General features: G+C 68.6%; 14 protein-coding genes. 7 read left to right on the top strand and 7 right to left on the bottom strand.

The features are described from left to right. Positions 1-5: 5 nt before the first annotated feature. Positions 6-1,346 carry an aminotransferase-like domain-containing protein gene (locus V5F78_RS19780; RefSeq protein WP_394070379.1) on the bottom strand — a complete coding sequence of 447 codons (1,341 nt, stop codon included), beginning with the start codon at positions 1,344-1,346 and terminating at the stop codon, positions 6-8. A gap of 80 nt (positions 1,347-1,426) precedes the next feature. Between V5F78_RS19780 and V5F78_RS19775 the strand changes: the two genes are divergently transcribed. After that, a complete protein-coding gene (locus V5F78_RS19775; protein ID WP_394070377.1) occupies positions 1,427-1,741 on the top strand; it encodes a DUF1127 domain-containing protein in 315 nt (104 codons plus the stop codon). Positions 1,742-1,753: 12 nt separating this feature from the next. Here the strand turns inward: V5F78_RS19775 and V5F78_RS19770 are convergent, their stop codons facing one another. Further along, the gene (locus V5F78_RS19770) at positions 1,754-2,380 is read right to left on the bottom strand and encodes a TetR/AcrR family transcriptional regulator (RefSeq protein ID WP_394070461.1); all 627 of its coding nucleotides are present in this window, start codon (positions 2,378-2,380) and stop codon (positions 1,754-1,756) included. 424 nt (positions 2,381-2,804) lie between these two features. Beyond that, entirely contained in the window at positions 2,805-3,992 is a 1,188-nt protein-coding gene (locus V5F78_RS19765) for a GGDEF domain-containing protein (RefSeq protein WP_394070375.1), read from the bottom strand. A gap of 225 nt (positions 3,993-4,217) precedes the next feature. Between V5F78_RS19765 and V5F78_RS19760 the strand changes: the two genes are divergently transcribed. From V5F78_RS19760 to V5F78_RS19750, 3 genes are all read left to right on the top strand, one after another. After that, positions 4,218-4,904, top strand: a complete 687-nt coding sequence (locus V5F78_RS19760) for a TenA family protein (protein WP_394070373.1) — start codon at positions 4,218-4,220, stop codon at positions 4,902-4,904. A 213-nt stretch (positions 4,905-5,117) separates the two neighbouring features. Next, the gene (locus V5F78_RS19755; protein WP_394070372.1) at positions 5,118-5,534 is read left to right on the top strand and encodes a hypothetical protein; all 417 of its coding nucleotides are present in this window, start codon (positions 5,118-5,120) and stop codon (positions 5,532-5,534) included. A 129-nt stretch (positions 5,535-5,663) separates the two neighbouring features. After that, positions 5,664-6,356, top strand: a complete 693-nt coding sequence (locus tag V5F78_RS19750) for an alpha/beta hydrolase (protein ID WP_394070371.1) — start codon at positions 5,664-5,666, stop codon at positions 6,354-6,356. A gap of 7 nt (positions 6,357-6,363) precedes the next feature. Here V5F78_RS19750 and V5F78_RS19745 read toward each other — a convergent pair whose 3' ends face one another. The 4 genes from V5F78_RS19745 to V5F78_RS19730 are packed head-to-tail and all read right to left on the bottom strand — an operon-like array spanning position 6,364 to position 9,847. Beyond that, a complete protein-coding gene (locus tag V5F78_RS19745; RefSeq protein ID WP_394070370.1) occupies positions 6,364-7,050 on the bottom strand; it encodes a P-loop NTPase family protein in 687 nt (228 codons plus the stop codon). 1 nt (position 7,051) lies between these two features. Next, the gene (locus tag V5F78_RS19740) at positions 7,052-9,214 is read right to left on the bottom strand and encodes an SLBB domain-containing protein (protein ID WP_394070369.1); all 2,163 of its coding nucleotides are present in this window, start codon (positions 9,212-9,214) and stop codon (positions 7,052-7,054) included. Position 9,215: 1 nt separating this feature from the next. Continuing rightward, a complete protein-coding gene (locus V5F78_RS19735; RefSeq protein WP_394070367.1) occupies positions 9,216-9,578 on the bottom strand; it encodes a hypothetical protein in 363 nt (120 codons plus the stop codon). Beyond that, complete coding sequence (locus tag V5F78_RS19730) at positions 9,575-9,847, bottom strand: STAS domain-containing protein (protein WP_509276314.1); 273 nt, start codon at positions 9,845-9,847, stop codon at positions 9,575-9,577. Before V5F78_RS19730 ends, V5F78_RS19735 begins: the two co-directional genes overlap by 4 nt. Positions 9,848-10,041: 194 nt before the next feature. Here V5F78_RS19730 and V5F78_RS19725 point away from each other — a divergent pair, with 194 nt between their 5' ends. Genes V5F78_RS19725 through V5F78_RS19715 form a run of 3 tightly spaced genes read left to right on the top strand, consistent with a single transcriptional unit; the run spans position 10,042 to position 12,922 of the window. Then, positions 10,042-11,115 carry a glycosyltransferase gene (locus tag V5F78_RS19725; protein ID WP_394070364.1) on the top strand — a complete coding sequence of 358 codons (1,074 nt, stop codon included), beginning with the start codon at positions 10,042-10,044 and terminating at the stop codon, positions 11,113-11,115. Continuing rightward, positions 11,109-12,281: a glycosyltransferase family 2 protein gene (locus tag V5F78_RS19720; protein WP_394070362.1), complete on the top strand. Its 1,173-nt coding sequence runs from the start codon at positions 11,109-11,111 to the stop codon at positions 12,279-12,281. Before V5F78_RS19725 ends, V5F78_RS19720 begins: the two co-directional genes overlap by 7 nt. Then, positions 12,278-12,922, top strand: a complete 645-nt coding sequence (locus V5F78_RS19715; RefSeq protein WP_394070360.1) for a sugar transferase — start codon at positions 12,278-12,280, stop codon at positions 12,920-12,922. The genes V5F78_RS19720 and V5F78_RS19715 overlap by 4 nt, the downstream gene beginning before the upstream one ends. The last annotated feature ends 47 nt before the right edge of the window (positions 12,923-12,969 follow it).

The raw sequence follows: 12,969 nt of genomic DNA, 5'->3' as shown, positions 1-12,969 counted from the left end.
GGCTTCTATTCCACCTCGCTTTCCACCGGCCCGCCCTCCATCAGCCGGCGCAAGGTCAGCAGCGCCTCGCGCAGAACGGCGTGGGAGGGGGGCGACAAAGCGAGCCGCACCGCGTTCGGCGCATGGCCGGGGGTCACCGCGAAGGCGCTGGACGGGGTGATGGCGATGCCCTGCCGCGCCGCCGCTCCGGCGAAAGCTTCCGCGCGCCAGGGCTCCGGCAGTTCCAGCCAGGCGTGATAGGCGCGCGGGTCGGCCTTGAGCATGGGGCCGTCGAACACGCCGCGCACGATCGCCTGGCGCGCCTGCGCATCCGCGCGCTTGGCCGCCACGAGGCGGGCGACGACGCCATCGGCCATGATGTGCAACCCCATCGCCAGGGGCAGGCCCATGACCGCCCAGGCGCCCGAACGCACCGCCGCCACCAGCCGTTCGCTCCAGGCGGGCGGGCCGGCGATGAAGCCGAGGGTGAGGCCCGGCGCGACGCGTTTGGAAAGGCTGTCCACCAGCAGCACATGGTCCGGAGCCCGCGCGCTGAGGGGATCGTCGTCGCATAAAAAGCCGTAGATCGCGTCTTCCACCGCCATCAGGCCTTCGGCGCGCAGCAGATCGGCAATCTCATCGCGCCGCGCCGCGTCCATGGAGACGCCGAGCGGATTATGCAGGCTCGGCTGCACATAGATGCCGCGCAGCGGTGTCGCGCGATGGGCGCGCAGGATGGCGTCGGGCTTGAGGCCCTTCTCGTCCATGGCGAGCGGCACCAGGGTGATGCCGAGGCGGGCGGCGATCCATTTCACGGCCGGATAGGTCATGGCCTCGACGCCGATGCGCTCGCCGGGGGGCGCGAGGGCCGAGAAGGTGGCGGCGATCGCTTGTCGCCCGTTGGTGGTGAACGCAATGCCGGCGGGATCCGGGCGCCAGTTCGGCCCGGCGAGAAACTCCGTCACAGCAAGGCGTGCCGCGCGCGTTCCCGCCGCGCCGGTGGGCCGGAAGGCGGCCGAGAGCGCGCCCTGCCGGGTAAACCCCGCCAGGATCTGTTCCAGCTCCGCATCCTGGGTCGGCAGGATCGGAAAATTGAGCTGCAGATCGACCGGCGCATGCGTGGGCTCGCCCAGGCTGGCCGTGTTCCCCTCTTCGATGCTGCGCACATAGCTGCCCCGCCCCACTTCGCCCGTGATCAGGCCCCGGCGCACCAGCTCGGCATAGACCCGGCTGGCGGTGGAGGGGGCAATGCCGACCGTATAGGCGAAGTCCCGCTGGGTGGGCAGGCGGCTGCCGGGGGCGAGGCGCCCGGACGCGATATCGGCGGCGAGCATGTCGGCGAGGGCGCGATAATCAGATGCAGGCATTATTGATCCGAGGGCAATATAATAATTGCACCGATACACCATCGGCGCAATGAATGCGAGCAATTCATGAGGATCTTACCATGACGCCGCGCATTCACCAGATTACACCGACTGAAAGCCGGGTCCGGCCCGCGCTTCCGCTCCCACGGCCGACCGCTCCTGTCGCGGCGCGGGGGCGTGTGGCCGTCGGCGAGATCTTTGGCGAGACGATTGCGAGGCGCTCCGCCACGCCACTTGATCGCCTTGTCTGGCTGGTGGGCATGCTGCGCGTGTGGATGCGGCGCGCACGCGAGCGGCGCGAACTGGCGGATCTGGACGACGACCAGATGCGCGATGCGGGCATTAGCCGGGAGGCGGCGCGCCGCGAGGCGGAAAAGCCGTTCTGGCGTGCGTGAGCGCGGCGCGGCTCAGCGCTTCACGCCATAGGCGCTCAGGAACATGCGCACCGCGCGGCCGACCACCGCCTCGATCTGGTCGCGCTGGATGGTGGCGGCGGCGCCGAACAGCACCGGGGCGAGGATGGTGTCCTTGGAGAGGGAGAGGAACTGGCTCGCCGCCGCCTCGGTGTCGTCGATGTCGAGCACGCCCTGGTCCACCTTCGCCTGGAGGAAGGCCGACAGGCGCTGCGTGCCGGCGTTCGGCCCCGCTTCCAGGAACCGCAAGCCGATCGCGGGAAATTTCTCGGCGATGGCGATCACGCTGCGCACGGTCGCCACATGGCAGGGGCGCAGCATGGCCTCGATGAACGAAATGCCGAGCTTGGTCAGCGCCGCTTCCAGATCCGGCTCGTTGGCGTCGAGCACGAACAGGCGCTCGGCGGTTTCCGCGCATTCGCAGCTCACGAGGCTGGCGAACAGATCCACCTTGTCGTGGAAATACACATAGAGCGTGCCCTTGGAGACCCCCGCCGCGCGCGCGATTTCGCCCATGCTGGCGGCGTCGAAGCCCTGGTCCAGAAACACTTCGCGTGCGCCGGCCAGGATTTGCCTGCGTTTTTCCGGGTCCTGGCCCGCCACTGCTTCCCTGGTTTCCACAACCGACAAAATCCGCTCCCTAAGCTGGCGCAGGCGCGCCAATGCGCTGCCATTGCAGCATTACCCTTCGACGAAAGCGCCGCCGCGTCAATTGTCTGCACGCCGACAATGGTTAAAACTTGACCGAACCGTTCGGTTCCGCTTGCGCCCGTCGAAAAGCTCCGCTAGAAGGGGAATGTCTTGACCGAACCGTTCGGTCACTTCCGGAGCCGCAACCCGGTGGTGATCGGCGTTGAGGGAGGAGAGCACCGCCCCCGCTCTCCTCCCTCATTCTTCCCTCAAGCCCTCTTCCCCATTTCGCGCCGCCCGGTTCGCTCGCCCATCCTCGCGCAGGATGGTTCGTTGCGGGCGCGCGTTTGCCATCCCTATCGTTGCTGTCGAGATGGCGTGCCTTCGTGCGGGGGCGCTGGCGTCGGGCGCGCGTTCAGCGCGTCGCCAGGACCGGCAGCTCGACTGGCAGGTCGAGCGGTGGCGCGACGCTGAGACGATTGTGGCCCTCGCGCTTGGCCTCATAAAGCGCGCGGTCGGCCGCGTGGAGCAGCATGTCCATGTTGGCCGCCGAGCCGGCGCGGGTAGAGGCGATGCCGGCCGAGGCGGTGCACAGGCTCTCGCACCCTTCCACCATGCTGGACAGATGGGTGAAGGTGACCATGATGCGCCGCGCCGCGATGGCCGCCTGCTGGCCATCGGTTTCCGGCAGCAGCACCGCGAATTCCTCGCCGCCGATCCGCCCGGCCATGTCGCCGGCGCGCAATTGCGTGGTGGCGGCGCTGGCGAACGCCAGCAGCACCGCATCGCCCACCGGATGGCCGTAGGTGTCGTTGACGTGCTTGAAGCGGTCGAGATCGAACACGATCACGGCGCTCGGCCGCGCGCGCCGTGCGTCCCGCGCCAGGGCCGATACGGCATGGACGAACAGGGCGCGCCGGTTCGGCAGGCCGGTCAGGGCGTCCGTGTCGGCGGTCTGGCGCAGGTCCGCCGCGATCTTCTCCTTGGTGAGGGTCACCATGAGGAAGGCGAACAATTGCAGCATCAGTACGTTTTCGAGCGCAAGCGGGACGAACCACGGATTGGCGAACATGAACACCGGCCCCTGCGGCTGGGCGAGCGCGAGCGGAATGCGCAGCAGCAGGCCGATGCCGTGCACGATCAGCAGGACGGCGAGGAGAATGCGGCTCGGCAATCCCTTGGCCCGCAGGAATTCAAAGGCCGCGGCCGCGCAATAGGCCGCAAGCAGCACCGAGGCCAGCGTGACGCGGTTGGTGACATTGGCGTAGAAATCGGGAAATTGGCAGGCCACCAGCCACATCACCGCGCCGGACACCGCAACCAGGGGCTCCATCTGGCGGCCGTTGAACCCGCGCGCCGCGGCATAGAGCAGGCCGCCCCCATAGATCACGAGCCCGGTTCCCAGCATCTGCGAGAACATGGCCGGCAGCGCCTCGCGCGCCGCGTTCAGCAGGATGCCGAGGGTGACGCACCCATAAGCGATGCCGCCCCACAGCAACAGGCGTTCGCTCCGCGCCTGCGCCCACGCCCAGATCTGGAGACCGGCGCCGATCGCGGCGGTCAGCACCAGCAAGGCGAAAAGGGTGTGGGGCTCGGTCTGCATCTGGGTTTCGTGGCCTGAGGCGGAAGGTCTGCGCGCTCATCGCAGATAGCCTTATAGCACTGCCCAGGGTTGACGTCGCGCGGCCGGCGGCCGGCTCACAAACCGGGGATGCGGCCCCGCCGCGGGGCTTTGGCGCGAGACCCTGGCGCCGACCTCGGCGGATCGGGTAATGTGCGTGTTCCTGCCGTCGCGTGCGCCTTAGGCGTGCCCTTCCCGGACGCCTCGATGACCCCTCAGGCCCGCCCCGACACCTCCTTCTCCCGCCAGGCGTGGGACGCGAACGCGCCGCTTTACGATGCCATCCGCACCATGCCGTTCAACGCCGAGCTGGCGGCCGGCACGCTGGATGAGGCCCGGTTCAAGCATTACATCGTGCAGGATGCGCATTATCTGATCGGCTTCGGCCGCGCCCTGGCGCTGGCGGCGGCCAAGGCGCCGACTCCGGACCGGATCGTGCAATTCGCCAAGGGCGCGGAGGTCGCGATCATCGTCGAGCGCGAATTGCACGGCTCCTTTTTCCTCCAGTTCGGCATCGGGCCGTCGGCGTTCGCGCGCACGCCCTTGTCTCCCGCCTGCCACCATTACGTGTCGTTCCTGCTGGCGACCGCCCATGGCGAGCCCTACGAGGTTGTGCTCGGGGCATTGCTGCCCTGCTTCTGGATCTATGCCGAGGTGGGGCGCGACATTCTCGCCCGCGCGGCGTCCTCAAATCCCTATCAGGCCTGGATCGACACCTATGCCGGCGAGGAGTTCCACGCCGCCGTGCGGGAGGTGATCGCCGCCACCGACGAAGCGGCGGCGCAGGCCTCCGCCGGGGCCCGGGCGCGCATGCACGAGGCGTTCTCCCGCGCGACCCAGCTGGAATGGATGTTCTGGGACTCCGCCTATCGCCTGGAAGCCTGGCCGGTGTGAGGCCTTGCCGGTGTGAGGCGGCCGCCCCGCCGCCGGGCGCATGCCAAGGGCGAATGGCAAAAGGGGAAGGGCGGCCGCGCGCAATTCACGCGCGGCATGGTCTTCACGCGCGGCATGGTCTTGCCGCCGTCGCCGGAGATGGACACACTCCGCCGCAAATCACCCCGGAGCCGCGTCGCGAGCGGCTGCACGGGCCGCGCATATGGAGCCCTCATGACCGCCCACCCCGCTTTCGCCCGCACCGTGGTTGCCCGCACCCTCGTCGTCCGCACTGCCGCCGCCCGCGCCACCGGCGCCTGGGCCGTGGCGGCTGGCCTTCTGGCTGCCGTGGCGGTTCCGTCGGTGTCCGCGCACGCGGAAACCTGCCTGGAACAGATCGTCGCCCTTCAGAAGCGCGTGGATGCGGTGCAGGGCAAGCCGGCGGCTCCGCGCCCGGAGCCGCAGAGCGTCGGCGCGCAGCTCGATCAGCAGCCCACCCCGGGTTCGGTCGCCGCCGCGAGCGGCAACCTGCCGCCCCCGGTCGGGCCCGCCGCCGCGCTCAATGCGGCGGAGAATTTCCAGGCCGCCGGCGATGAGGCCAAGTGCCTGAAGGCGGTCGGCGAGGCGCGTGACATGCTGGAAGGCCGCTAGATCCTTCGGCGCCGTGGCGCCCTTATCGCTTCACCCCCTCGCCCGGCGCCGCGCGGAGGACGAGGGGATGGTCACGTCTGCACCGCCTGGCGGCCTTGTCCGCCTTATCCATTTGGCTAAGGTGGCGCCATGATTGATCCCTTCCTCGCGGGCCGCCTCACCTTCACGCCTGCCGCCCCCACCAAGCCGCCGCTTCCTCCCGGCCGCAACGCGCTCGGTATCGCAGACGAACGCGACGCCGTGCTGTTCGTGCCCCCCGGGCTCGATCCGGCCAGGCCGGTGCCGCTCGTGGTGCTGTTTCACGGCGGCGGCGGCAGCGCGGAGAAGATTCTTCCGGTGCTGGAAGCCCAGGCGCAAATGCATTCCTTCCTGCTGCTGGCGCCGCAATCGCAGTTTCCCACCTGGGACATCGTGATCGCCGGCAACGGCCCGGACCGCGAGCGGCTGGATCGGGCGCTGGCCGAGGTCGCGGCGCATTTCACCGTGGACCGCAGCCATCTGGCCTTCGCCGGATTCTCCGATGGCGGCAGCTATGCCCTGTCCCTCGGCCTGACCAATGGCGACATCGTCAGCCATATCATCGCGTTCTCCGCCGGCTTCATGTCGGTGCATGTGCAGGAGGGCGCGCCGCGGGTGTTCATCGCGCATGGCCTCCAGGACGAGCAATTGCCCATCGCCACCGCCGGCCGCGCCAATGCCGCCAAGCTCCAGGCGGCCGGCTACGACGTGCAATATGTGGAATTCAACGGCAACCATTCGGTGCAGCCGCCGATCGTGTTCCTGGCCATGAATTTCTTCCTCGGCGCAGGCGGGGCGGCGTGAGCCCGCGTCAGGGCTTCACGTTGAGGAATTTGATGCGGGCGACCGCCGCGATCAGGGCGGCGATCAGGCGCGGGGCGAAGCGCTGGTAGCGGCGCGCCTCGCGGGTGATTTCGTCCGCCACGCTCTGGTTGAAGCGATCGTTCATCACGATGCCGCTCACCGGCGCGTGGGCGGTGCGCAGGGCGGCGGCGGCGCGGGAGAGCGCGATGCGCGCATCGCGCCCCGGCATGCACAGCACCACGACGCTGTCGCATGCCGCGGCGATGCTCGTCACCGGCACGGCGACGCGTTCGCGCGGCTCCACGGCAGCGAGATCGAGCACGATCGCGTCGTAGGAGGCCAGCAGGTGGTCGAGCATGGCGCGGATCGCCGGGGCGCTGCGAAAGGCGAAGCTGGCCTCCGGCAGGGGCGCGGCGATCAGCGTATCGAAGCCGCGCGGGTCGGATTCGACGAAGGCGAGCAGATCGGGATCGGCGGGGGTCCAGACGGTGGCCTGCGCCGGCACGGCGGCGGTTGGGTCCGCAAGGCCGATCAGCAAGGTGCGATTCTGGCGCTGGGACCGCACCGCCAGCGCCCCCGCCAGCGCCGACACGCCGCTGTCGCTGTGGACGCTGGTGATGCCCACGGCGCGGGCACCCTGCCCGAAGGTGGAGAGATAGACGGATTCGACCTCGCGCAGGCTGCGTCCCCTCACCCTAGCCTCCCATCGCGAGAATGAGCGAGATCACCGGCAGGATGTTGCGCATGGAATCGACGAAGATCTTCCATTCGCTCTGGGACGAATTGGGCACATAGACGGTGTCGCCCGGTCCCACCACCGGCAGCATGGTGATGTCGCCGGTGCGGGCGAATTCCACCAGATCGAACACCCGCGCCTGCTCGCGGCAGCAGCCGAGATTCACCACCACGATGCGCTGCTGATAGGCATCCGCAGTCGGCCCGCCGGCCTCGGCGAGCAGATCAAGCAGCGTCATGTTGGCGGCGAAGCGATAGCGTCCGGGCTTGCCCACGGCCCCCAGCACCCGCACCGTGTTCTCGGCGGGATCGTCGAACCAATCCTTGTTGGTGCGGTCCGGCACGAAGATCACGTCGCCGGTGCGCACCTTCGGCAGCAGTTTCTCGTCGCCGGTGGCGAAATATTGCGCCAGATTGACCTGGGTGACCTTCGAGCCCGGCTGGTTGCGATGCGACACCCGCACGTTGCGCAGGTCGGCGTTGGAGGTGGGGCCGTTGGCGGCGGTGAGAATGTCCATGAAGGTCATGTTCTTGTTGAAGGCATAGCGGCCGGGGGTGCCCACCTGACCCATCACATAGATCGCGTCTTCCTTCGGCAGCTGAACCCATTTGGCCTTGTTGTCGATGGGCGAATCCGGCAGCGGCGGCACGCGGATGACGTCGCCGGCCTCGATCTTCGGCAGGTCCGATATCTTCCCGCCATTGGTGATGAAGGCGCCGAGATCGAAGCTGATCGCCTTGCCGCCCTGGCGCGCCTTGAGAATCTGCAAATGGGCGATGTCGCCGTTCTGGCTGGGGCCGCCGGCTTCGCCCAGCAGATCCAGCAAGGTCATTTCGTCGGACCATTCGTAGCGGCCGGTGCGCTGCACGGCGCCCATCACCTCCACCGCCCGATTGGGCGGGACCTTGAGCCAGGACGGGCGGTCCGAGGCCTCGATCTTTTCCGGCACGAACACCGCATCGCCCGGCAGGATCTCCGGCAGGGGCTTCTTGTCGCCCTCGGTATAGGCGAACAGGTTGAATTGCTGGACCGTGCCGTCGGCTTTCAGGATCTTCACCCGCGTCGTGTCGGCGAAGCGGGTCGGGCCGCCGGCATTGGCGAGGATCTCCACCAGACGGGCCTCGGGCGGGGCTTCGAGCGAGCCGGGCCGAGCCACCTCGCCGATGACATAGACGGTGCGCACCGAGCGGCGGATCTCGTCTTCCTGCTTGGGGATGAAGATGGTGGCGCCGGGCTTCAGCGGCGGCATCAGCTTGGCATCGCCGGTATCGAGATATTTGCGCAGGTTGAAGATCTTCGGTTCGCCGCCGTCGATCACTCGCACCTGGTCGATGGAGGAAAAGCGGGTGACGCCGCCAGCGCGCATGATCATGTCGACCACGCTGAGCCCCTCCTTATAGGCGAAGGAGCCGGCGCGGCTGACCTCGCCGAACACCTTCACGGCGGAGGGGGATTCGGCGGCATCCCCCTGCTCGGCGAGGGTGCGGCTGTCGAAATTGATCTGGACATTCCCGGTGGCCGGCGAGGCGGGCACGAAGATGATGTCGAGCGGCTGCAATTGCGGCAGCAGGCTGGTATCGCCCGTGTCGAGATAGCGCTTGTAGTTGAACACGGTGGTGCGGGTGCCCCGGCGCACCTGGAGGCGGTCGAGTTGGGCGCCCTGGAGCACGCCGCCCGCCGCCCCGATGGCCTGCTGCACGTTGGACTCCCCCGGCAAGTCCACTTCGCCCGGCTTGTCCACATAGCCGAGCACGGTGATATAGAGCCGCCGGTCCTTGAGCGTCACCGCGAGGCGGTCGAGGTCGCGATAGGCCCGTGCCAGGGCAGTGCGGATCAAGCTGGAGGCTTCCGCGAGCGTGCGGCCCGCGACATCGAGGGCGCCGACTTCCGGCAGCGTCACGCGGCCGCGCCGGTCCACGTTCAGGTCCTTGTTGAGCGCCGGTTCGCCGGGCAAAGCGATGGCGAGCACGTCGCCGATCCGCAGCCGGACGTCCTCGCCCGCGCCGGCGGACTGGGCGCGCGCCGTCCCGCACAGGCCGAGCACGAGCGCGATCAGCGCGGCGCAGACCCAGGCGAGGAGGAGGCCACCAGAACCGGCACGGGGCGCGCAGGGGCGTTGCATGTCACGGCGCCCGCTCGCCTTTTGGCCCGGGAAGAGCGCGCTCGATCTGGTCGAGCTTGCGCTTCAGGCGGGCCATCTGGATTTCCGCATCTTCCGGCAGCCCGCCTTCCGAGAGGCGGCGCAGGGTGATGAGCATCATTTCCGCATCGGCATAATCGGCCGCCGCATAATAGCGTGCGTTGCGCTCGGTCAGCACCATCAGCCGGCGTTGCAGCGCGTCGATCCGCGGGTCTTCGGAGGGGCGCCGTTCCGCCATCCCCCCGGTTCCCTTGGGAGGCCACGGCACATGGGTGACCGTATCGCAGGCCGAGGTGAGCAGGCCAGCGACGATCACAAGCACGATTGGATCGTGCGCAATCCTCATGAGGGGTAGCTCTCTTCCGTCAGATCGGCGAGCCGCAAGTGATTGATCAATCGCCGGGGCTGGCCGCTGGCGCCGCGCAGGCGCAGCGTGCGGCCGGCGATTCGCAGGCGCTTGTAGAGGTAGACGATGCCGCCGATGCCCGAGGAATCGATAAAATCCACCGCGCTCAGGTCGAGCGTCACGTCGTCGGTGGCGGCTCCCAGCTCCTCGAACACAGGTTTGAGCTTAGCCATGGACGCCGCGTCCATGTCCTCGACGATCTGAACCAACTTTGACATTGATTGCCCACCCGGTTGGTCTTCCACGATTCCACGAACACCCGTTTCGCCGTCCCGGCGGGCGCAAGCGCACACCGTCCCCTGCCGTGCGAATCGAGCATGCTGTGTCGCAGCATCGGTTGCTCGCAACAAGGAACCATTTACCTTAATGAGTGGTGAATAATGGCCGATTGCGGGGGGGATTCGTGTCCGCTGGACTGGTGCAGATTGTGCAGCGCCTCGCTCCGGGCGGTATCGAGATATTAGCGCTGGAACTGGCGCGGCGCTTGCCCGGAACCAACCCCATTTTCAGCCTCGATGGAGACACCCAGAGCCTTGTCGGCGCCTGGTCGGCCCTGGCGCAGGCGGGGCCGGTGGAAGGGCTCGCCAAGCCGCCCGGCCTGCGCCCGGGCCTCGTCGTCTCGCTCGCCGCACGCCTGCGCGCCCTGAAGCCGCGGGCCGTCCTCGTGCATCATATCGGCCCGCTGCTCTATGGCGGCCTTGCCGCGCGCCTGGCGGGGGTGCCCGTGCTGGCCTATGTGGAGCATGATTCCTGGCATTATGATGCGCCGCGTCAGCGCACCCTCACCGCTGCCCTCGCGCGCATCGTGCGGCCGCAGGTGGTGGCGGTGTCGCGCGCGGTGGCGGAGGTTTCGCGCACAATCATGCCCGGCGCCCCTGTGCGGGTGATCGCCAATGCCGTGGATACCGAGCGCTTCCGGCCGGCCCCCCGCGCCGTGGCGCGGGCCGCTTTGGGACTTCCCGCCGAAGGGGCGCTCGTGGGATCGGCGGGCCGGCTGGAGCCGGTGAAGGGTCACGACGTGCTGCTGCGGGCCATGGTGGAGGTGCCCGACGCGCGGTTGGCGCTGATCGGCGAAGGAAGTGCGCACCACGCCCTGCGCCGGCTCGCGGACCAGCTCGGCCTCGCGGACCGCATCCATTTTCTCGGGCATCGCGGCGACATGCCGCAGGTTCTGCCGGCGCTCGACCTGTTCTGCCTGCCCTCCCGCAACGAGGGCCTGCCTTTGTCGGTGATCGAGGCGCAGGCTTGCGACATCCCGGTGGTGGCGAGCGATGTCGGCTCCTTGCGCGAGGCGGTGTGCCCGGCCTCCGGCCGGCTGGTGCCGCCGGAGGATCCCTCGGCGCTGGCTGCAGCGATCCGGGCCGGGCTCGCCGCGCCTGTCTCGGTCGCGCCGCGCGATTTCGTGTGTGCGCATTTCTCCTGGGAGCGGATGCTCGACGCCTATCGCGACCTGATGGCGGGCCGCCCGCCATGCTGATGCTCCAGATCCTGTTCTGGGCGAGTGTCGCGGCCGTGGTCTATCACCATGCGCTCTATCCCGTGGCGCTGCGCCTGCTGGCGCGCCTGCGACCCGCGCGGCCGGTTCCTCCCGTCCCTGCCGATGCCGCGCTGCCCGTCGTCACGCTCGTCATTCCGGCCTACCAGGAGGCCGCCTTCATCGCGCTGAAGCTGCGCGACTGCGCGCGCCTCGCCTATCCGCGCGACCGCCTGCACGTGATCGTCGCCTGCGACGGCTGCACCGACGACACGGTCGAGATTGCCCGCGCCGCGCTGTCGTCCCCCGACTGCGCGGGCCTCAGCGCGGAGGTGCGTGCCTTTCCGGTCAATCGCGGCAAGGTCGCGGTGCTGAACGAGGTGATCGCCTCGATCCCCGACGGCATCGTCGCGCTGTCCGATGCCTCGGCCACCCTCTCCGCCGATGCCCTGATGCGCGCCGCCGCCCATTTCTCGCGGCCCGAGGTGGGGGTGGTGGCGGGCACTTATGCGCTGAAGGCGGCGGGCAGCGCGGGGGAGGCGGGCTATTGGGCCTATCAGACCGCCATCAAGGCCGACGAGGCCGCGCTTAGCGCGCCGTTCGGCGTGCATGGCGCCTTCTATCTGTTCCGCCGTGCGCTCTGGGCGCCCTTGCCGGGTGACACCATCAATGACGACGTGGTGCTGCCCATGGCGATCGTCGCCGGCGGCGCGCGGGCGGTGTACGACCTGAAGATCGTCGCCACCGAGGAGGAGACGAGCCGGCGCGGCCAAGAATTTCGCCGCCGGGTGCGCATTTCCTCGGGCAATGTGCAGCAGGCGGTGCGCCTGTGGCGGCTCGCGGACCCGCGCCGCCCGGGCCTTGCCTTCGTGTTCCTTTCGGGCAAGGCGCTGCGGGCGCTGGTGCCGCTGTTGCTGGTGGGGGCGTTCCTGAGCAATCTGGTGCTCGCGTTTGCGGGCATTGCGCTGTACCAGCTGCTGCTTGCCGGCCAGATCGCCTTCTATCTGCTGGCCGGCATGGCCATGACGCATCGTGGCAATCTTCCCCGCGTGGCGCGATTCGCGGCCTATTTCGTGGAAGGACATGCGGCGGGGCTGGTGGGCGGGATGCGCCAGATCGCCGGGCGGGACAAGGGACGCTGGCATCGGGCCGGGGGAGCGCAGCCGTGAGTTTCGACGAGGATTTCACCCATCCCATGGTGCGGCTGGGCAAGCGCGCGTTCGATATCGCTGTCGGCCTGGTCGCGACGGCGGTGCTCGCGCTGGCGTTCCTGCCGGTGGCGCTGGCGATCAAGCTCACCTCGCGCGGCCCGGTGCTCTATCGCCAGCTGCGCGTGGGCCAGGCGACGCCCACCTGTACCCGCCTGTTCTATCTCTACAAGTTCCGTACCATGTATGTGGACGCGGAAGCGCGCACCGGCGCCGTGTGGGCCAGCGTCAACGATCCGCGCGTCACCCCGGTCGGTCGCTTCATGCGCAAGACCCGCATCGACGAGCTGCCGCAGGCGCTGAACGTGCTGAAGGGCGAGATGTCGATCGTCGGCCCGCGCCCCGAGCGCCCGGCGTTCTTCGCCAAGCTGGAGACCGAGATCCCGTTTTATACCGAGCGCACCTTCGGCCTGAAGCCGGGCATCACCGGCCTTGCCCAGGTGAACCAGGGCTATGACGCCTCCATCGAGGATGTGCGATCCAAGGTGTCGTACGACCACGCTTATGCCATGCGGCTGCTTGACCCGCTGGACTGGTTCAAGACCGACGTCTGGATCATCCTGCGCACCGCTTCCACCATGGTGCTCGGCAAGGGCCAATAGGCCGGGCGCAACATAGCTTTTGATCTTGCCGCGTTCTGGGGGTAGAG

It is taken from the genome of Roseixanthobacter glucoisosaccharinicivorans, from assembly GCF_043195095.2.
Taxonomy (GTDB): Bacteria; Pseudomonadota; Alphaproteobacteria; order Rhizobiales; family Xanthobacteraceae; genus NCEH01.
Note: the sequence above shows the minus strand (reverse complement) of the source record. Positions and strands in the feature narration are given on the sequence as shown.